This window comes from Shewanella sp. BF02_Schw (assembly GCF_014596695.2).
Taxonomy (GTDB): Bacteria; Pseudomonadota; Gammaproteobacteria; order Enterobacterales; family Shewanellaceae; genus Shewanella.
This window is the reverse complement of record NZ_JABKAW020000002.1, coordinates 214541-233353: the sequence shown is the minus strand read 5'-3', so window position 1 is coordinate 233353 and position 18813 is coordinate 214541. Positions and strand designations below refer to the sequence as shown.

At 41.9% G+C, this 18813-nt stretch carries 17 protein-coding genes; 8 read left to right on the top strand and 9 right to left on the bottom strand.

Annotated features, from left to right (window positions below; all coding sequences use genetic code 11):
• The first annotated feature begins 545 nt into the window (after nucleotides 1-545).
• A complete protein-coding gene (locus tag HNW13_RS09475) occupies nucleotides 546-1004 on the top strand; it encodes a hypothetical protein (protein ID WP_182745239.1) in 459 nt (152 codons plus the stop codon).
• 174 nt (nucleotides 1005-1178) lie between these two features.
• Complete coding sequence (locus HNW13_RS09470) at nucleotides 1179-1496, top strand: hypothetical protein (protein ID WP_192115745.1); 318 nt, start codon at nucleotides 1179-1181, stop codon at nucleotides 1494-1496.
• Nucleotides 1497-1545: 49 nt separating this feature from the next.
• Here the strand turns inward: HNW13_RS09470 and HNW13_RS09465 are convergent, their stop codons facing one another.
• Entirely contained in the window at nucleotides 1546-2355 is an 810-nt protein-coding gene (locus tag HNW13_RS09465; protein ID WP_192115747.1) for a transporter substrate-binding domain-containing protein, read from the bottom strand.
• A 149-nt stretch (nucleotides 2356-2504) separates the two neighbouring features.
• A complete protein-coding gene (locus tag HNW13_RS09460) occupies nucleotides 2505-2861 on the bottom strand; it encodes a helix-turn-helix domain-containing protein (protein ID WP_101085863.1) in 357 nt (118 codons plus the stop codon).
• Nucleotides 2862-2971: 110 nt separating this feature from the next.
• Between HNW13_RS09460 and HNW13_RS09455 the strand changes: the two genes are divergently transcribed.
• From HNW13_RS09455 to HNW13_RS09445, 3 genes are all read left to right on the top strand, one after another.
• Nucleotides 2972-4339: an aldehyde dehydrogenase family protein gene (locus HNW13_RS09455; RefSeq protein ID WP_192115749.1), complete on the top strand. Its 1368-nt coding sequence runs from the start codon at nucleotides 2972-2974 to the stop codon at nucleotides 4337-4339.
• A 137-nt stretch (nucleotides 4340-4476) separates the two neighbouring features.
• On the top strand, nucleotides 4477-5271 hold the full coding sequence (locus tag HNW13_RS09450) for a 2OG-Fe(II) oxygenase (RefSeq protein ID WP_192115750.1): 795 nt from the start codon (nucleotides 4477-4479) through the stop codon (nucleotides 5269-5271).
• Between the two features lie 581 nt (nucleotides 5272-5852).
• Complete coding sequence (locus tag HNW13_RS09445; RefSeq protein WP_192115751.1) at nucleotides 5853-6434, top strand: hypothetical protein; 582 nt, start codon at nucleotides 5853-5855, stop codon at nucleotides 6432-6434.
• Between the two features lie 101 nt (nucleotides 6435-6535).
• Here the strand turns inward: HNW13_RS09445 and HNW13_RS09440 are convergent, their stop codons facing one another.
• From HNW13_RS09440 to HNW13_RS09425, 4 genes are all read right to left on the bottom strand, one after another.
• Nucleotides 6536-8260: a pseudouridine synthase gene (locus HNW13_RS09440; protein ID WP_192115752.1), complete on the bottom strand. Its 1725-nt coding sequence runs from the start codon at nucleotides 8258-8260 to the stop codon at nucleotides 6536-6538.
• A gap of 90 nt (nucleotides 8261-8350) precedes the next feature.
• Nucleotides 8351-9136 carry a subclass B1 metallo-beta-lactamase gene (bla, locus tag HNW13_RS09435; RefSeq protein ID WP_192115753.1) on the bottom strand — a complete coding sequence of 262 codons (786 nt, stop codon included), beginning with the start codon at nucleotides 9134-9136 and terminating at the stop codon, nucleotides 8351-8353.
• A 295-nt stretch (nucleotides 9137-9431) separates the two neighbouring features.
• Nucleotides 9432-9815 (bottom strand): VOC family protein, encoded by a 384-nt coding sequence (locus HNW13_RS09430; protein ID WP_101085857.1) that lies wholly within the window; start codon nucleotides 9813-9815, stop codon nucleotides 9432-9434.
• Between the two features lie 65 nt (nucleotides 9816-9880).
• Nucleotides 9881-11203 (bottom strand): AarF/ABC1/UbiB kinase family protein, encoded by a 1323-nt coding sequence (locus HNW13_RS09425; protein ID WP_192115754.1) that lies wholly within the window; start codon nucleotides 11201-11203, stop codon nucleotides 9881-9883.
• 180 nt (nucleotides 11204-11383) lie between these two features.
• Here HNW13_RS09425 and HNW13_RS09420 point away from each other — a divergent pair, with 180 nt between their 5' ends.
• Complete coding sequence (locus HNW13_RS09420) at nucleotides 11384-12958, top strand: tetratricopeptide repeat-containing sulfotransferase family protein (RefSeq protein WP_243756230.1); 1575 nt, start codon at nucleotides 11384-11386, stop codon at nucleotides 12956-12958.
• 127 nt (nucleotides 12959-13085) lie between these two features.
• Here HNW13_RS09420 and HNW13_RS09415 read toward each other — a convergent pair whose 3' ends face one another.
• The 3 genes from HNW13_RS09415 to HNW13_RS09405 all read right to left on the bottom strand — a co-directional run bounded on the left by HNW13_RS09415 (nucleotide 13086) and on the right by HNW13_RS09405 (nucleotide 16013).
• Nucleotides 13086-14285, bottom strand: a complete 1200-nt coding sequence (locus HNW13_RS09415) for an aspartyl/asparaginyl beta-hydroxylase domain-containing protein (protein WP_192115756.1) — start codon at nucleotides 14283-14285, stop codon at nucleotides 13086-13088.
• Between the two features lie 98 nt (nucleotides 14286-14383).
• Nucleotides 14384-15412 (bottom strand): sulfotransferase, encoded by a 1029-nt coding sequence (locus HNW13_RS09410; protein ID WP_192115758.1) that lies wholly within the window; start codon nucleotides 15410-15412, stop codon nucleotides 14384-14386.
• Between the two features lie 58 nt (nucleotides 15413-15470).
• Nucleotides 15471-16013 carry a hydrolase gene (locus tag HNW13_RS09405; protein ID WP_059746537.1) on the bottom strand — a complete coding sequence of 181 codons (543 nt, stop codon included), beginning with the start codon at nucleotides 16011-16013 and terminating at the stop codon, nucleotides 15471-15473.
• 131 nt (nucleotides 16014-16144) lie between these two features.
• Between HNW13_RS09405 and HNW13_RS09400 the strand changes: the two genes are divergently transcribed.
• Both HNW13_RS09400 and HNW13_RS09395 read left to right on the top strand, forming a co-directional pair.
• Nucleotides 16145-17182: a DUF2235 domain-containing protein gene (locus HNW13_RS09400; RefSeq protein WP_192115760.1), complete on the top strand. Its 1038-nt coding sequence runs from the start codon at nucleotides 16145-16147 to the stop codon at nucleotides 17180-17182.
• A 259-nt stretch (nucleotides 17183-17441) separates the two neighbouring features.
• The gene (locus HNW13_RS09395; RefSeq protein ID WP_347813086.1) at nucleotides 17442-18188 is read left to right on the top strand and encodes a cobalamin-binding protein; all 747 of its coding nucleotides are present in this window, start codon (nucleotides 17442-17444) and stop codon (nucleotides 18186-18188) included.
• Nucleotides 18189-18813: the final 625 nt, after the last annotated feature.

The following is an 18813-nucleotide window of genomic DNA, read 5'->3' as shown; positions in this document are numbered from 1 at the left end:
AGGGGATCAACAGCAATCCCCTCTTGGATCACCCCTGCCGTTCCGGCAACATTTTCAAAGAGCGAAAAGGTCGCGACGGAAATTGATTTAGCTTTAAATCGCGTATTTAATCGTCTTCGACCTTATTCAAAAATGCTAACGCCTCCGATGGGGCGTCCCTTTCCCTCGAAAGCTAGATGGCCATCCTTGGCCAGCTCACGTCATTTTCTTCAACGTCCTCAAGTTCAGAGTTGAATCAAACCCATTACAAGCAAGGCAAGTAACTTATTTATGACCCATTATGTGGCAAAACTCATAAATGGGTAATATAAAAGCTAAAGTATCGAAAAACCTCTCTTAAAAGGCGCAATCAGCACAGGTGATTAGCTACAAGGCTGTACAAAAAACAACTACCTAAAAAATCAAATTCCTATAGCATCTTGCATTTAGTAAAAAGTTACCGATTAATATGGATATGGCATAGGCTAAGTCCAACAAGCGATTTATTCCTTGCAAAACCACACAACGCATAAAAACTATAACGTTATATTTACCAGGAAGGTTCCATGAAAGCATCTGTTCTGCTAACGATATTTCTAATGCTGCCGGCAGTCGCGCAGGCGGAAACTTGCAATCTAAAAAATTCAGAAGTTTACATTAACCTTATATCTGATTTGAAAAACTCCATTAACCCTATAAATAGGTTTAATGTTAAATACATTTACACCCAAATACGTGCAGTTGATATTCCAGAAAATGAAATACCTGACAAAATCGCTAATTATACAGCGTTGCTTTACTACCTCCATGAAAACATTACAATCCATGGAGTTTATGCACCATCAAATAGCGCGTGCAGCAGATATATTTACAAAATATCCGGGGCACCTGATGAATACAAAAAACTTAGCTATGTAGCTGTTGGACTCGTGGATAATAAAATTACAAACATTTCATTTGAGGACGATGATACACCAATTGATGGTAAAGCTTTTGCTACACTTTCATATAGCGAGGTCAAGTAAATATAACTCATATGAGCCTCCTACCAGTCAATAGACGAGCCATTTTATAAAAGCTGTACTTGACTGTTTTTATAGTAAAATTTAAATTAATTATCAAATTCATCTATTTCGTATGTCGATTATATTTCAATCAACTAAATCATTAATCAAAGTATATACATAAAGGAGTTGTTGTTGACTCGTACTGATATGATTCAAAAACTGCAACAATTCGCCCCAATAATTACGTTGGTGACAGTAACTGATGACATGGGCTTTGAGTTTTCAGCGGTTGTACCTGACGGGGTGATCTATTCTGAACCAGGTATGTTATTGGAATATTCAAGTGGTCAGTGGCCGCCTAGTGAATGGGAAGATGATACTGATCAAGAGTTGGCGATGTTACGACAAGAGTTTTTGCTAGATGAAACTTGGCAGGTTATACCTTGGGCAGATTTAGAAGATGAAGAAATTGCCCAGTGGCTTGAAGATGTTCAAACGTCTAATGCGTAAGTTAGGAATAACTGAGATAAATCACAGCAGAGATGTCATGACTAACAATCTATTTTTGTACAGCTTGAGTTAAGGCCTTTATGTCAGCCGTTTCTATGATTGATTGAGCACTTAAATCTTCACCAAACCAGCGATCAGTTATACTTTCAAGTTGGCCATTTTGTTTTAGGGTGTTTAATGCTTGGCGCATGCTTTTGGCTAATGCTTCATCTGTATCTTTATGGGTGGCAATACCAATGGGCATGTTTACCACAGGCAATACAGCGGTAAAATCGCTTAGTTTAAAGCCCATTTTTTTAACGTCTTCGCGAAAACCCACTTCGTTATTGTAAATCAAATCTACGCGGTCAAAATTAAGCATTCTTAACGCCGCTAGTTGGCTTCTTACTAGGTATACATTGGGATGTATTCCATCGAGTTTAAGCCGATCTAGTGAGGCATCGTTTCGCGATAATGCCATAGAGTAACGATTAATATCATCTATGGTTTTAAGCTGAATGTCGGGACGATTACTTTTTCTATAGATCATATCTTGCACAGTATAAAAGTCGCCTATCCATTTGAAATAGGCTAAGCGTTTGTTGGTATTGGCAATTGAAAAAATGAACGTATTCGGGTACTTCTGCGCATTATAATAAGCGCGGCTCCAAGGCATGATTTTAATATTGATATCAAAATCAAGATATTGCTGGGTAGCATGTAAAATATCGATCGAAAAGCCTACCAATTCTCCTTGAGAATTTAGCGACTGAAATGGAGGATAGCTTTCTGTGTAAAAAGTGACTGCAGGTCTAGCATTTGAAACTGGCGAACTGAAAAATGTAATGATGAAAATCACCACAGATAAGTAGCGGAACATAAATAACAACACCTTAATTTAAGGCTTCCATGCACTTCATATCCGTTTTTATAACAAGTCTAACATAGTGTTATTATTTTGTGATCATTAACCCGTTGTGTTGTCAGATAATTAATAATCTGTGATGATAAACAGGCCATCGTACTTTGTTAAACAATATATTCATCAGCCCAATCTTTTAAACGTTCTAAAATGTCCAATGCAGTTCGGCCAAGTTCGGTAATGCTATAAGACACAGCAATAGGACGGTCACTAATCACATGTCGAGTCACCAGTCCTTGGGCTTCTAATTCTTTAAGGCGCTGATCGACCATTTTTTTACTCGCCCCGCCTAACATGCGCGATAAATCATTAAATCGCACTGGACCATCTTGCAAGTGCCATAATATCGATGCTTTCCATTTACCGCCTAATACCCGCATTCCACGCTCGACCGAGCAGGGTTCAGCACAAGCATTAATAACTTTTTTTTGACCGTTAGTCATTGTTTCAATTTTAGTTTTCATAAATTTAACTTAAGTTATTCTAGGTTACTAAAAGTATACTGGTTGCTTTTGTATTCCATTGTAGCAAAATAGACATTAATTAGACTAGTACCATTAAGGAATGTTTCTCCATGGCAGTATTAACCTCTTACGATCCCGCTAGTTATCGCAAAGTCGATGGCGGAGAGCATATTGAAGCCACTGCGGTTGGCAGTGTTGAAACCTTAGCGATATCTCAGTTACCACAAGTTGTCGCCAACGCTCAAGTTGCACAAAAGGCGTGGGCTCGTTTGTCATTAATTGAACGCCAACAATATGTGGTTAAGGCATATCAGCAGCTTGTGGCAGTGCAAGATGAACTGGCAACATTAATTGGCCAAGAAATGGGTAAAGATTATCGCCGTGCCACCTATGAAGTTGGCGGTACAGTGCAAAATGCACCTTATTTTGCCGGTGAAATAAGCGATGCACTAACCACTGAACAAGTTGATAATCGCACCGAATTACAATATCGACCATTAGGTGTAGTGGCAGTGATTTCGCCGTGGAACTATCCGATAGCCATGGCTAACAACTTACTAATGCCTGCCTTAATTGCGGGTAACAGTGTGATATTAAAGCCGTCTGAACAAACTCCGCTGGTGGCCGAGTTATTCATTAATACCCTTAATAAGGTGCTGCCAGAACATGTGTTGCAAGTGGTTCAAGGTGATAAAGCCCTTGGCCAAGCATTAGTGGCAGCAGACATTAATATGGTGGCGTTTACTGGGTCGATGGCCGCAGGTAAACACATTATGGCCAATGCTGCGTCTGGCTTAAAAAGGTTAGTGATGGAGCTTGGCGGTAATGACCCCTTGATTGTGATGGCTAGCGCTAATATCGATTCCGCGGTTAGATTTGCAGTCGCTAGTTCGTTTGAAAATGCCGGACAGATGTGCACTTCAACAGAGCGCGTTTACGTGGATGAGCGTATTGCTGATGAGTTTGAACAAAAGGTGTTGGCTTTAGCCAGTCGTTACCGTGTCGGTAAATGGGACGACGCTAATGTGAATATTGGCCCCATAGTGAATCCAACCCAACACCAAAAAGTGCTTGAACAGTTGCAAGATGCCAAAGCCAAAGGAGCGAGCTTTTTACTCGGTAGTGATGAGTATCCATTACCGTTTATTCAACCTACTGTGGTCTCAGGTATTACCCCTGACATGCTCCTAGAACGTGAAGAAACCTTTGGCCCTGTGGTGGCTATCAGCCGTTTTAGTGATATTGATGAAGCCATTCGTCGTGCTAATAACAGTCACTATGGTTTAGCTGCAGTCGTGTTTGGTGGTCAAGGTGCCAAAGCCGTTGCTGAACAACTTGAAGCTGGCATGGTTGGGGTTAATCAAGGTGCTGGTGCGGGCAATGCTCCATGGGTAGGAGCAAAGCATAGTGGTTTTGGTTTTCATGGTACTGCTGCAGGGCATCGCCAATTTGCCCAAGTGCGAGTGATGAGTTATTAATTTTTGGGTTTAACCCATATTGATGAGTAAGCCGTCATTAGTAAGCTTTTATTTGTAGAACATCATTAGTAAACAGTCATTAGCACATTTTTTAGTAAAGCATTGCTAGCCCATTTTATGGTTAAAGGTATAAACAAATGAACACAACAAGTGTAAATTCAGATTATTTTGTGGTGGCACTAGAACCCGGTGCTGAACATCCGGCTTTGCCAACATGGGCTAATCATCAAGCTAATGTGGCTGAGCTTAATGAAGCAGAGCTGACGGATGCTGAGCGGGCTAACGTGAGTAAAAAAATGTTAGCCGAAGTACCAGGTGCGTTCCAATTAATGAATGTATTGACGCCAGATGAGTGCAAACGGTTAATTTCGGTCAGTGAGTCGATGGGCTTTTTACCCGACGCCGCGGTGTCATTACCACGCAATGTACGCCATAACGACAGCTTAACCTGGGTAGTTGATAACACCACAGAGCAAGTGATTTGGAGTAGAGTTAAGCATCTTATGGATGATAACTTGGGCATTTTTGGTGGTAAAGCTGCTTTAGGATTAAATAATCGTTTTCGTTTTTATCGCTATAACGAAGGCGATTTCTTTAAGCCACATTCAGATGGTTCGTGGCCTGGAAGCCAAGTTGTAGATGGTCAGTTAGTGCGAGATGCCTTTGGTGATCGCTACAGTCTGCTGACATTTTTAATTTTACTGACAGAAGACTTTGAAGGCGGTGCAACGCGCTTTTTAGTCAATGCCGACAACCCAAGCTTACCAGCAAAACACGGTGATAATATGCGCCAAGTTGATGTGCGAACGCCTGCGGGGAGTGTGTTGTGTTTCCCACATGGCATGCATCCGCTGCATTGTATTCACAGCTCAGAGCCTATTTTCTCTGGGGTTAAATACATTATCCGCACTGATGTGTTGTTTGAGTTGTAACATTATTTATCTATATGGGTTAGCTTATTGATAAGCTAACCCATTAGTTAACCACTGTATTATTTTAACTAAATAAAGCACCAGGTTCGCTTTTTTAGAGCCATTGTTGTACTTTTTCTCCTTGCGTAATCCTCGTGAATTAAGTCGATGTTGGTAATCCGCCATGTATTTTCTGCTCCATATAAGCACGCTGCTATCAAACTGACTCGCTTATCTCTTTCAAGAATAAACTGCTATAAAGCTGATCAAATAAGCTTACTCTTCGGGGGCGCTATTGTGATGGCGAATGCTCGTCAAATAAAATTATCAGCGTAAATAGCCAGTGATATGAATAGCATTTTTACCCATTAGCAGTGACAAAAACATACTGATAGCCAGAGGTGATACGGTGCAATAAATCAATTGAGTAAACAGATAAAAAGTCGATGAGTTTTTTACTATTGAGTTTATCAATCGGCGCTGTTGTCCCCCGAGTACACTAGATTCATTAACGCGATTTAATGTGCCGCAGTACTTGCTATTTTACTGACTAAACTATCTAATTGCGCCGCTTTCCTAACCACATATATAGAGACGTTTACATGAAATCAGTACTGTGTAGTTTGTTTGTTGTCAGTGTTATTAGCCTATCTGGATGTGCTGCACCGCAGAATAATTTCGCGTCTAAAGTGAAAGCCGAAGGTGAGCAACACCTCGACTTGTCTCAGCAGTGGGAACAAGGACAAAAAGACCTCAGAAAAGGTAACAGTTTATTAATCGATGGGCGTGAGTTAATCGGTAAAGGTAAAAACCAAATTCGTGAAGGTGAAGCGTTAATAGCACAAGCCAAACAAGCTGCGCAGCAACAACGTCAACTATTTCAGTCGATGGCGAATACATTAAACGGCGCTCAAAATGGTGCCCGTGCAGTAGTGTTAGTCGATAGGTTGGATGATGTAGCCGATGCTTGGGAAGATGCTGATGATAAGTATGCAGATGGTAAAGAGCTGATTGAAGACGGCAATACCAACGTTGCTGAAGGCGAGAGTTCAATTGAACAAGGCCAAAACATGGTGACGAGCGGCCGTAGTAGAATGCAACAAGCGGAATCTACCTACCAACAACGTACTGGTAAAGGTTTAGTCGAGCAAATGCATTTAGAAGAGCAACCTAGTAACTTCTAATCAATAGAACTGAGACTAATCAAATAAACCGATATTGTTAATTCAATATCGGTTTTATCGTTTCTACTTTCAGCAAAAAGCGATTATATTATACGACTGCTCTATTCAAAATCGGCTTTGATTTCAAACACCATATCTTCGGCGGTCACTGGATGATTTAAGCCTAAATATTGGGCGTGTAAATGCAATCTGTTGGTCGCAACACCGTATAAATCATCACCTACTATTGGCATGTGCAATCCGTCATGATGAGCACAATGCATGCGTAACTGATGGGTTCGACCCGTTTTAGGATACAAGTGAACTAAGGTTTGATGTTGTTGACGCTTAAATACCTGCCAATGCGTCTCGGCATGCTTGCCATGTTCATAACACACTAGCTGCTTAGGACGGTCGTCTAAATCTACCCGCAATGGCAAACTAATATCACCCTCATCTTGGCTAGGCACCCCCTCAATTAACGCGATATAACGTTTGGTCACGCTGCGTTGAATAAACTGTTGTTGTAGGGCTTTGTTGGCTTCTTTGGTGAGAGCAATCACCATTAAGCCTGAGGTCGACATGTCTAGGCGATGGACTATCAGCGGCCCCGTCGCATTGGGGAACAGCTGCTGCATACGGCTAAACACCGAGTCGGTGATATTTTTGCCAGGTACCGATAATAGTTCCGCAGGTTTATTAATAATCACCATCGCATCATCTTGATAAATAATATCAATGTGCTGATCTTTACCCGGATTAATCAACAGTGGATCGTTATCAACTTGTATGCCTTTTAGCATGTGTGTCAAAATAGGTCGGCATTTTCCGTGACAAGCGGGGTAGAAGTTTTTGTGCTGTTTTATCTCAGATTTAGGCGATGAACCCCACCAAAACTCTGCCATGGCAATCGGGGTCAATTGATGTGTAAACGCGTATTGTAATAACTTAGGTGCAGCACATTCACCCGCACCTGCAGGTGGCAAATGGTTAGGTGCGTCATTGAATATATCGTTTAAATCTCGCGCTTCACCCAAGACATTCAAAAACTGATATTGAGCAAAAAGTTTGTTTTGTAATCCATTTGAAAGTTGTTTGCGCTGACGTTTAAGCTGTTTGATTTGCTGCGCAAGTGCATCTAAGGCCAGTTTAGTGACTTCAATTTGAGTCTGCCACTGTTGCTTTAATGCGTTCAGCTGATGCTTTTGTTGCACACTTTGACGGCTTAACTCGATAGACAATGTTTTATGGCTACCGTCGTTAATGCTTGCTTGCGCTAATGCATCATCTGCTTGCTCACGTTGCAGCTTACGCATTTTACGACCTTCAACTATTGCGTTACGTTGCTGCTCAAGTTCACTTTCCGCTTGGTGTTGTTGCGCAGTTAACGTCGCGGTTAATGTTGCCAGTACTGGATTGGCTTCTTGCTGACTAATCGACAGATTAATTTGGTTAATCTGTTTATTTTCATGACTGAAAAAACTGTCTTGGGTCAGCATATCAAACACCGGCGGCACAAACGGCGGCAAGATATTTTGGTCGGCTAACTTACCTGAAAATGCGGCTAAAAAACCAAGTTGCCCGTGCGTGTCTTTAACCACCAACACACCAAACATCTTACCAATGACCATGCCAAGGTCATGTTCGCTGTCTAAGCCAAAATTATGTCCCCAGGGATTCGTCTCAAGTAACACCTGCTGCAACTGCTGTGCTGCCAGTATCGTCAATGGATGAGGTTGATAATAAAACGGGAAGGTAAAAGATTCAGGTAACCCTTGTTCGGCAAGCGTGTTATTGAAAGCTATCGCATCATTAAAAGGAATAAAGCACGGGTCGTTAACAGACATCAAAAACACACTCACTACACTAAAGGGCGGCTATTTTACCCTTTCAAACTAGCAGATGCATTATTTACTGAGCTCGGTTGTTTTGGAATGTTAATCTAAACGTAGTTTGGCAAGGAAATCGTTAACCAACCCTTGAGTATGATCAAGCAACTGAGCATTACCAATGGCGCCATGCCCTGGCACAATAACCTCAGCGTCAGGATATGTCGCTTTAACCTTACTAATCGTTACTGGCCAATCGGTTAACGATGCCTCTGCAATGTAGCCCATACTCTTACTGTGAGCGCTTTTTACCAGGCAGCCGCCAAACAGTAATTGCGCCTTAGGGAGCCATACCACAATGTTATCTAGCGTATGGCCAGCGCCTAAATAGCGAGCTTCGAGTAAACCATTAGCTAGGGTAAACGAGTCACCATCAAACGGCTGATTTGCGAGAGTTTGATGTTGTGTGGTCAATATTTTCTGAGTCATTGCAGACACATGAGTGCTAACCCCAATACTGTTTAAATAACCTATCCCAGCCGTGCGGTCGGCATGAGAATGAGTCGAAATACTGGCTTTGAGTACAAACTCTTGCTGCTTTATCCACTCGACTAACGCAATAGTGTCTTTCTCGCTCCATGGAGTATCGATTAAATAAGCCTCTTTGCCTTCAACAACCACTAAGCCATTAGCATCGACCAAACCAAAGTCTTCAGTTTTGAAATATGACTGGTATTCAAATAGTTGGATTTGTGTCGCTTGAGCTTGGTTAGCCGTAACCAAAGCATTGCTACTGAGCGGTGTAATAGTCAGTTGGCCTGATGACTCAGCGCTCATCGCAAGCGGTACACAGCAAATAAAACCAACTAGTAATATCAATATTCGTGAAAACATAATGGTACTCAATTAACGTTCAGTCAAAGTTCAGCCGAAAAGAATAGGCGTTAAAGTGTATCACTGAATTTGTGAGTAATGGATAACATAGAGGGAAGTCATGCCTGATGACATTGGTTGAGTTAAGCGGATAGTGTTGAACGAATCGATGGGCAATAGCCTTAAGCTATTAATTCAAAACTATCAATTCTTAAGCTATCAATTCTTAAGCTATCAATAATAGATGAAACCGTACTGGTTTCATCTATATTTGGACATAGTTATTGATAAGAGACGTTACTATAAATAACGACGATTATGCCTTTGGTCTGTGCAATACACAGACTTTGTTACCAGAAGGGTCGCGTAAGTAAGCTAGATATAATGGACCATTTGGACTGTCGCGAACACCAGGAGCATCTTCGCAAGCTTCGCCACCACTCGCAACACCAGCAGCATGCCAAGCATTGGCTTGCTCTGCGCTATCGGCATGAAAACCTATGGTGCTGCCATTACCATTACAAGCGGGTTCACCATTAAGCGGTTTAGTGAGGGCAAATACACCTGCGCTAGTAACATAAAAACAACGGCCTTTAGGATCAATCATCCCAGGTTTAATGCCTAGTGCGCCAAGTGTGGCGTCGTAAAAGGTTTTTGATTTGTCGATATCATTAGCACCAAGCATGATGTGGCTGAACATTGTGACTCTCCTTGTTGGGGTGAATAAACACCAATTTTATATATCTATTTTACTTATTTGTTAACTTATTCGTTTTTACTATTAACTACCTGATTAAACAGGGCGTGTACATTAATATTGGCGTTAAGTTTAGCGGCTAATAAATACATGCCTGCTAACTTGCGATGTATGAAAATAGCATCGGTCGGTGGTGTGTGCCATTCATTTTGTTGAGTGCTCATGGCTTTACCTGCCTGAGTGATCCTTTTAGCCAAATTACTTGCACCAAAATCATACGTTCCTTGAGTACGTAATGGCTCACAAGCTTGGTAAAAAATATCAATAATCAGTTGTTTTTGTTGTGGGTCGATGGCGTCTTGAAAAAAGCCGATTTGTTGTGCCGCTTGTATCATTTGTTGTTTATCATCGGCAATCGCACCTTGCATCAATTGCATATAACCTTGCGATAATGTGTCGCTAATGGTGCGAGTGGCGCCAAAGTCGAGTAATACAATTTTCTGGCTGTCGGCTTGATACTGGAAATTGGCAAAATTAGGATCGCTTTGCACCAGTTGAAAACAAAACAGCTCTTTAAAACACAGCTCCATCAAGGCACTGGCAACCTTGTCACGCACATCTTGCGGATACTGTTCGACCGATTCAATCGCGACGCCTTCAACAAATTGCATGCATAAAATGCTGTCGTTGCTCAATTTCGGATACACCTTAGGCACGATGAAGTGAGGGCTGTCGCCTAACTGTTGCTGATAAAGTGCGATTTGCTGTGCTTCAAAGTGATAGTCTGCTTCGTTATGTAACTGCGCTTTAGCTTCGGCCAATAAAGTATCGAGTTTTACGTTAGCGGGGATTAACCGCGAGACTTTTAATAGGCTGGCAACGTTATCTATGTCGCTGTCGATGCTGTCGCGGATCCCTGGATATTGAATCTTTATCGCCAGCTTTTCGCCAGTATCCAAATAGGCTAAATGTACTTGGCCGATAGATGCGGCGGCAAACGGGCGCAGTTCAAATTGGGCAAAAGGTGCTAGCCAGTCATGGCCCCAGTGCTGAACTAATAATTGAGTTAATTGTTTGTGCGGCATGGCTTTAGCGTCAGAACGCAGCTTCGCCAATATTTCAGCCAATTCAGGAGGCACTAAGTCACCGGCATCCATTGACAACATTTGCCCCACTTTCATGGCAGCGCCGCGCAGTTGCGACAGCTTATCTGCCACATGACCAATATTTTTAGGGGTCATCATCAGTTGTTGCATTGACGGCGATTTACCCTGGCTAAGCTGCTTTGCCCCTTCTAACAGCACATTACCCGCAAGGCGAGAAGCCAGTCCGCCCATTTTTGATAATCGGGACAATCGACTGGTTGGCACTTTAGCTTCATTATTTTTCATCAGATCTCACTTGTGTCGCATGAACTCGTAGCGAATATAAATAATTGTACGCTGAAGTTGATTATTTCGTTCAATATGAGCCAATAGCGTGGTCAAAATTTACTATTTTCTATGTTACTCTGATTTTCGAGGCATTTAAGCCATTCTTTGGGTGAGCAAAACAATAATAAGGACCCTAGTTTGAGTATTATTGAACAATATTTAAGTCAAGCTGAAGCGCTGTTTCAGTCTAAAAACTATTCATCGGCCAGAATGTACGCACGTAAAGTGGTTAAGCGTGATGATAAACACCTTGGGGCATTGAGCTTATTAGGTCAGATTCATTTACAGCAACAACAATATAACGAGGCCGAAAACTATTTTGTCAGTGCAGCAACTATTGATCCCCATGCGGTTTCAGTGTTGACTGGCTTATTGGCTATTGCTGAAGTGAAACAAGACTTTTTCTTGGCGAAAACGTATTTATTACAATTAATTAATACCCAAAGTAACCTAGGGGAAAATCAATACAAACTCGGATTAGTCGCCACTAAAGTCGGTGATATGGCCTTAGCTGAACAATGTTTTGAATGGTGTGTAGCAAATGATTTTTCTGAACCCGCTGTGCAGCTTAATTTAGGTCATATTTATAAAGCCAAAGGCGACACGTTACGAGCGGCAGATTTTTATCAGCAATATATTCAATTAAGCCCAAAGCAAGTGGGTGTAGGCTATTGGAGTTTGGCAGATTTAAAGCAGTATCGATTCAGCACGGCTGATGTAACCTTATTGCAAGGTTTTGCAACCGATGAGTCGTTAAGCAAACAAAATCAGGCATTGGTGTATTTTGCTTTGTGTAAAGCTTACGAGCAAACACAGCAAATCGATAAAGCCTGTGAGTCGATGTTATTAGCCAATCAAATAATGGCGCAGCACAGACCGTTTAAACAAGCCCAGTTTGCCAATATTGTGTTGTCACTACTTGGGCATACACCATCGCCACATATTGATAGCTTGCCGACCGCGAGTCAAACACCAATTTTTATTGTTGGTATGCCTCGTTCTGGTACCACATTAGTAGAGCAGATTTTGGCTTGTCACAGGAACGTTGGTGCTACCGATGAGTTACCGTTTATGGAACGCTTTGCGCTGCAAATGGACATGTCGGGTGGCTATAATGCAAGACTAAGTCAGCTTTCTGCCAGTCATATCGATCAATTCCGCCAACAGTATTTAGCTGAAGTGAATCATTACTTTAGCGATGCACCAACCTATGTAATCGATAAAAACCCAAATAACTTTTTACACATAGGGCTAATTAAAACCTTATTTCCTCAAGCAAAAATCATCAATGTGGTACGTAATACCGTCGACAATGGCTTAAGTGTATTTAAGCAGTTTTTCAGTTTTGGTCATGACTATTCGTATTCGTTTACGGGTATTTCAAGTTACTGGCAACATTATTTAGACATCATGCAACATTGGGATAGGTTGTACCCTAATGAGATTTTACATGTTTGTTTTGAGCAATTAGTGCGTGAACCAGAGTCACAAATTCAACGCATATTAGATTACTGTGAGTTAACGACTCAAGCGCAATGTTTTACCTTTTATGAGTCTGACCGAGCCGTATTAACGCCTAGCGCTAGTCAAGTTAGGCAGCCTATGAATCCTAAGGCAATTGGTCAGGCAGACAAATATCAAGCTTTTATACCTGAGCAAATAGCCGAGTTGGATGCCATTGCGAAAAAAGCAGCACTGCAATTCTTTAGTTAAGCAGAACTTGGAATAAGAATTTGCTATAAGCCAAAACAACCTAGTTTGGCTGACTTTATAGAAATGGCGCCTCAGGGCGCCATTTTTGTATATATTCTCAGATAAACCTATGCAGGTATTCGTCTTACTAACTCACTTTACCGTGACAGGCTTTATAGCGCTCGCCACTGCCGCAGGGGCAAGGACTATTGCGAGATGGCGGTGCAGCAATAGTGCGAGTGTTATTTTCAGCTGCTATTTTTGGTATTATTGATGTTGATGTTGATGTTGATGTTGATGTTGCTGATGCAGATTTTACGGATGCTAAATTTGCACTTTTTGGTGAGCTTTTTGGTAAAGTAATAGCCTGTTTGCGTGTTGCTAATTGCTCACTAAGTTCAACATTCATACACGCCACGATAACCAATTGTTCGAACGCCTTTACCGCTGAACCAGAATGGGTCAGTTGCAGTGACTTAGCGCACTGTAGTGCTTTTATCATGGTTTGTTCACGTAACGCATGATAATGCGGCCAACCTGCTTTAGTGCACTCATATTGCAGCCATAACATCCGCCAATCGGCCACAAACTCTGCGATGACTACTGAAAATGCATTCACTTCGGCAATCTGATTTACAGGGTTGTGTTTAACCTCAGTTAACAGCTCATTAGTTAAGTATTCAACCTCAGCAACAGGCATGATCACTGGGGCATTAAATTGCTCTGTGATAAAGGTTGTAGATGAGCTTGGGTTAAAACCGACGAATTGACTGTTTAATGTTGTTGATTGATCATCTGCGATTGAACGCGAGTGTTGAAACACCGTGCGCCAAAATTGACTAGAACCTGCTAAATCAACCACTAAATGAACTCGGTATTGGTCGCTGTTATTCTCCACTTTGTGGAGCTTCCACGAGTCGAAAATCCAACATTCTCCTGCGCCCATGTGCACTTGTTTGTCATGACAAAAAAACTGCACTTGCTCAGTGGTGGTAATGGGAATATGCACTCGTACCCGTTTATACCAATGGTAATTAATGTCTGAATGCAGTGGCACTTGTGCACCTGGCGCTAAGCGCATTAATCTTGAGCGGCTGAGCACCTCACCAAACGAGGCGAGTATTTGTTTTATGTAAGGGCTTTTTGCTAACGCCGCAGTGGGCTGCATTGGCCCTTTAAAGTCATTATTAAACTCGCCATTGACCGATATTAACGGAATAGCCGAATTGCCCTGAAAACCTTCATGATGAGTTACCCAATCTGCTTCGGTAAATTGTCCGATCTCTTTGGTTAATTGACCAACATCAAAGCGAAAAGGTAACTGATAAAACTCATGGGGTAACTTCATAATTGGGCTCTCTGTAATACGGCGCTTAACGTTATGATTTTCTACACAGGTATTTTTACCCGTTCTACTGACTATTTACAAATGACTAATGCAATTGGCTAACGCAACTGGCCATGGCATTGCTTAAATCGTTTGCCAGACCCACAAGGGCAGGGACTGTTACGAGATACATTTTGCTCGCTTGGCGTAGCGAGTTTTTCAGTTGGTTCGGGTGTCAGTGCTACAGGCTCTGCAATGTCGTGTTGCTGCCATTGAGTGTCATAGATGGGATGACTACGCTGGTGTAAATGACGATTGATTTTGTTCAGTGTTGCAGCCGTACTCGGCCAAATTTTGGCGATGTCATGATAATTTTCGAGCCACTTATTGGCTTTAGGTGTCGAGATGGTGTAGCGAGAATGCGCTAATGGCTTACTGCATAATTGCGCTAAAGCAGGGTCAAAATCCGTACCGGTAAATTGGCATAGCTGCTTAACGGTTTTCGCAGGATCTGCAATTAATTGATCATAAGACACCATGCACCAGCGATTACTGTCAATCTTTTGCAATGAATCCATAATCGCTTCATTAGCGGATTGCCATTGAAACGCGGCAATAGCCTGTAATGGCTGGCGATTAAGTTGCTGCCATTTTTCTGGTAACAGTAGCGACCAATTACGCTTATCCCATCCCGGTAGATTTGGGTAAGTGACAAACTTATTCGACCGCCACGCTTGCATAATACTGCTGATGTTTTCTTTAGGCTCCCTCACTAAATAGATAAATAAAGCGTCGGGAAACAGCGCATTAAAAAAGTCGACCCGCAAACTGTTTTTTGGGGTTTTTTCTAAAAAGCGGATATTAGTCGTATCAATACTATCGGGTTTATTACCCTGATTATCTTGCAGCGCATCGCTAAAACGTAGCAGTAATTGCTGGTGTAATTCGTCATCGATATCTTGTTCCGTTAACGCATTAGAACTAAATTGACGATAGGCGATATTCAGCTTGGGTATGGTTTCAATCAGCGCATGACTTTCGCCGCCAATGGTCCATATGGACTGGCTTTTTGATAGAACTTCAAACAACAAAGTGCTGCCTGAACGAGGCGCGGATAAAATAATAATGGGCCGATCAAATTGATGCATAGCGGTATGATGTTTTTGTTATATTTTTTAACATCATACCCACACCATTATCATATGGCTACTTTATCAATTTCAGTAGAGCCTTAAAGCGATCACCTTGGGCAACATGTTGTAGCTCAAACAGTAGTGATTCAACATTGGTGAGATTGGCACCATCATTAAGCATCATTTGCACCCCAAGTACTTTATTGTCTGTACCCCTTGATGCAACAGCATCGGCAACAAGATGCACTTGATAGTCGTTGGCCAGTAAATCTTTGCACGTTTGGTAAACGCAAACATGGGTTTCGATACCCGCAAGAATGACATTATTGCGGTTTAATGCTTTAAGTTGTTGTTTTGCTTCTTCACAATGCCAGCCACTAAAGTGCTCTTTAGCGATAGGTTTAGTTGTTTGCGATAATATTTGTGCGAGTTCGTCGCTGGTATGGCCTAATTTATTGGGTAATTGTTCTAACCAAATAATCGGAATATCAAATAGTTGTGCACCTTGAATTAATACTGCAAGTTTTTGGTGTAGTTGAGCTGATTGCTGCATAACCTGGGCTAGCTTGCCTTGTACGTCTACAATCATTAATACACTTTGTTCTGCTGTTATCATGGTCAGTTACTCGAATGATTAAGTGAGCTGTCGAGTATTGGTTATTTTTACCGTGGTGCAAATAAGCATTTAGTCTATTATGGCTATGATAATTTTTATGAATGTTCACTCAAAGAATGTCAGGGATTGATATGAATAAACGTATTGTCATTTGTGCCGATGGAACCTGGAATCGGCCAGAAAAAGATCTTGAAAAAGATCACGCCACTAATGTACTTAAACTCGCAAGAGCCATCAAACCCATTGCTGATGATGGTGTACCGCAACAGGTATTTTACGATTGGGGAATTGGTTCGTACTATGACTCCATGATTGGTGGGGCAACTGGGCGCGGCTTACATAAAAACATTATGGATGCTTACCGCTACATAGTGCAAAACTACTCTCCTGGCGACGAGATATACTTGTTTGGTTTTAGCCGTGGTGCATACACAGTGCGTTGTTTGTGTGGCCTCATCAATAATTGCGGTATTGTCACTCGACCAGATGCCAAGCTTATTCAGCAAGCGTTTGACCACTATAAAATGAAAACTCAACCTTTTTCACCAGATGGTGATCGCTCTGTGGCGTTTCGTCAGCAACATTCGCATCCTTCACGTGAAGTGGCTTTTGTTGGCGTGTGGGACACAGTAGGGGCGATGGGGATCCCGCTGTCTTTTTTAGGTATGTTTGAAGATAAAGATGAGTTTTATGACGCCAAGTTAGGCCGAAATGTCAAAGTGGCTCGCCATGCACTCGCGTTAGATGAGCATCGCAGCGATTTTGAACCAACCATTTGGGCACCTCGTACCAGCATAGACATACAGCAGGTTTGGTTTATTGGCGCCCACAGTAATATTGGTGGTAGCGTTGCCCCCAATGATGACGGTAGCACCTTGTCTGATATAGCGTTGCAGTGGATGATAAGCCAAGCGCGAGCAGTTAACTTAACGGTCGAGTTACATTTAGCCGATGCTTTATTGCCTAATCCTATGGCGGATATTCAAGATTCATATCGCAGCTTTTATCGGGTTAAAAAACGCTTTATACGCGAGCTTGACCCCGAGCAAGTGCCGATATTATTGCATCAGTCGGTTAAAACGCGCTGGCTGAATGACAGTAATTATCGACCGAAAAATTTAGTAAATTACATTGATAACCATGGTTGGCCCGATAAACTGGTGCAATAATCTGTGTTAACACCATCATTAAATAACGAGTGTTAGCAACCACCATTAGTCACCACTATTAGTCACCACTAATAGCAACCACTAATAGTCACCACTATTACTAATCATTATTAAAAACATTTCGATTAAGGACAGTATTTTGCTACGTGTATTTTTAACGCTCATCACAGTGATTGGACTCTCATCTGTATCACTCGTTTTACCCGCGGCTGAATCGACGGCTTCAGATGATTTACAAGATAAGCCGCCAGCTAAACGGATTATTGCTTTATCGCCTCATGGAGTTGAAATGCTGTTTGCTATTGGTGCCGGCGACTCAATTGTTGCCACCACCGATTATGCCGATTTCCCTGCAGCAGCTAAGAATATTCCGAGTATTGGTGGTTATTACGGTATTCAAATCGAGCGAGTGATTGAACTGAATCCCGATTTGGTGCTGGTGTGGCAAAGCGGTAATAAAATGGAAGACATTAATCAGTTACGTGATTTAGGTTTTACCGTTGTGAATAGTGATCCTAAAAGCTTAGCTGATGTTGCGACGGATATTGAACTGCTGGGTAAACTCACCGGACATTCGGTTAAAGCCAAGCAAGTGGCAGATGACTATCGTCAGCAGTTGGCTGATATTACGTTGCAAAACCAAACGAAATCTGCGGTAAAAGTGTTTTATCAATTATGGTCAACGCCACTGATGACAGTGGCTAAAGGCAGTTGGATACAAAACCTTATTGAAGTGTGTCATGGTGAAAATGTGTTTTATGATGCAGCAAGTGAGTACCCACAAATTAGCATCGAAAATGTGTTACTAACCGGCGCTGAAGTGATTTTACAAAGCCAAGATGAAGGCAATATTTTAGGTATTAACTGGTCTGACTGGCCTGAGCTACCCGCGGTAAAAAACCAGCATATATATCAGTTTGACGCCGATTTACTGCATCGGGCAACCCCAAGGGCAATTTTGGGTGTAAATGCAGTTTGTGAGGCGTTGGATAAAGTAAGAAAGTAAGATTTTATTTCGTCGCGGCGGCATATTCGATTTCTTATTTCGTCATCCTGGATCCAGCTTTTTTGTTCAAACTTCGTTTGAATTAACATCGCAAGGTTCCACCCTGCACGAGTACAAAAAACTGTCATTCCGGTAATGCTTTTGAGCCGGAATCCAGCTCTGCTCTTTGGTTTTTTGGTTTTTTGGTTTTTTGGTTTTTTGGTTTTTTGGTTTTTTGGTTTTTTGGTTTTTTGGCTATGGCCTGTGGCCACTAACGTCGTGGCGCTTCACCCACACCAGACCAAGAGGAAACCAACGGCTGTTCCCTCTTGGAACTCCCAGCCGCCCCGCAACATTTTCAAACAGCGAAAAGTCGCCATGGGGATTGATCCAGCTTTTGACTTCGTTTGAAATCTTCTTCGGCCTTATTCGAAAATGCTAACGCTTCCGATGGTACATCCTGTACCGCGAAAGCTAAGCTCACATCCATGTGAGCATCACGCAATTTTCTTCAACGTCCTCAATGTATTGAATACTGGAAGTTTAAGTATGCTTACGCATTCTTTTTATAAAGAGTCTTCAACGCTCACAAGTTCAGAGTTGAATCTGTCCCTTTTAAAGTCAGTATATCTGACACGTTTATGCC

Coding starts and splice junctions, on each gene's coding strand:
- HNW13_RS09475 (WP_182745239.1), top strand. CDS start 546: ATGAAAGCATCTGTTCTGCTAACGATATTTCTAATGCTGCCGGCAGTC.
- HNW13_RS09465 (WP_192115747.1), bottom strand. CDS start 2,355: ATGTTCCGCTACTTATCTGTGGTGATTTTCATCATTACATTTTTCAGT.
- HNW13_RS09460 (WP_101085863.1), bottom strand. CDS start 2,861: ATGAAAACTAAAATTGAAACAATGACTAACGGTCAAAAAAAAGTTATT.
- HNW13_RS09455 (WP_192115749.1), top strand. CDS start 2,972: ATGGCAGTATTAACCTCTTACGATCCCGCTAGTTATCGCAAAGTCGAT.
- HNW13_RS09450 (WP_192115750.1), top strand. CDS start 4,477: ATGAACACAACAAGTGTAAATTCAGATTATTTTGTGGTGGCACTAGAA.
- HNW13_RS09445 (WP_192115751.1), top strand. CDS start 5,853: ATGAAATCAGTACTGTGTAGTTTGTTTGTTGTCAGTGTTATTAGCCTA.
- HNW13_RS09440 (WP_192115752.1), bottom strand. CDS start 8,260: ATGTCTGTTAACGACCCGTGCTTTATTCCTTTTAATGATGCGATAGCT.
- bla (WP_192115753.1), bottom strand. CDS start 9,136: ATGTTTTCACGAATATTGATATTACTAGTTGGTTTTATTTGCTGTGTA.
- HNW13_RS09430 (WP_101085857.1), bottom strand. CDS start 9,815: ATGTTCAGCCACATCATGCTTGGTGCTAATGATATCGACAAATCAAAA.
- HNW13_RS09425 (WP_192115754.1), bottom strand. CDS start 11,203: ATGAAAAATAATGAAGCTAAAGTGCCAACCAGTCGATTGTCCCGATTA.
- HNW13_RS09415 (WP_192115756.1), bottom strand. CDS start 14,285: ATGAAGTTACCCCATGAGTTTTATCAGTTACCTTTTCGCTTTGATGTT.
- HNW13_RS09410 (WP_192115758.1), bottom strand. CDS start 15,412: ATGCATCAATTTGATCGGCCCATTATTATTTTATCCGCGCCTCGTTCA.
- HNW13_RS09405 (WP_059746537.1), bottom strand. CDS start 16,013: ATGATAACAGCAGAACAAAGTGTATTAATGATTGTAGACGTACAAGGC.
- HNW13_RS09400 (WP_192115760.1), top strand. CDS start 16,145: ATGAATAAACGTATTGTCATTTGTGCCGATGGAACCTGGAATCGGCCA.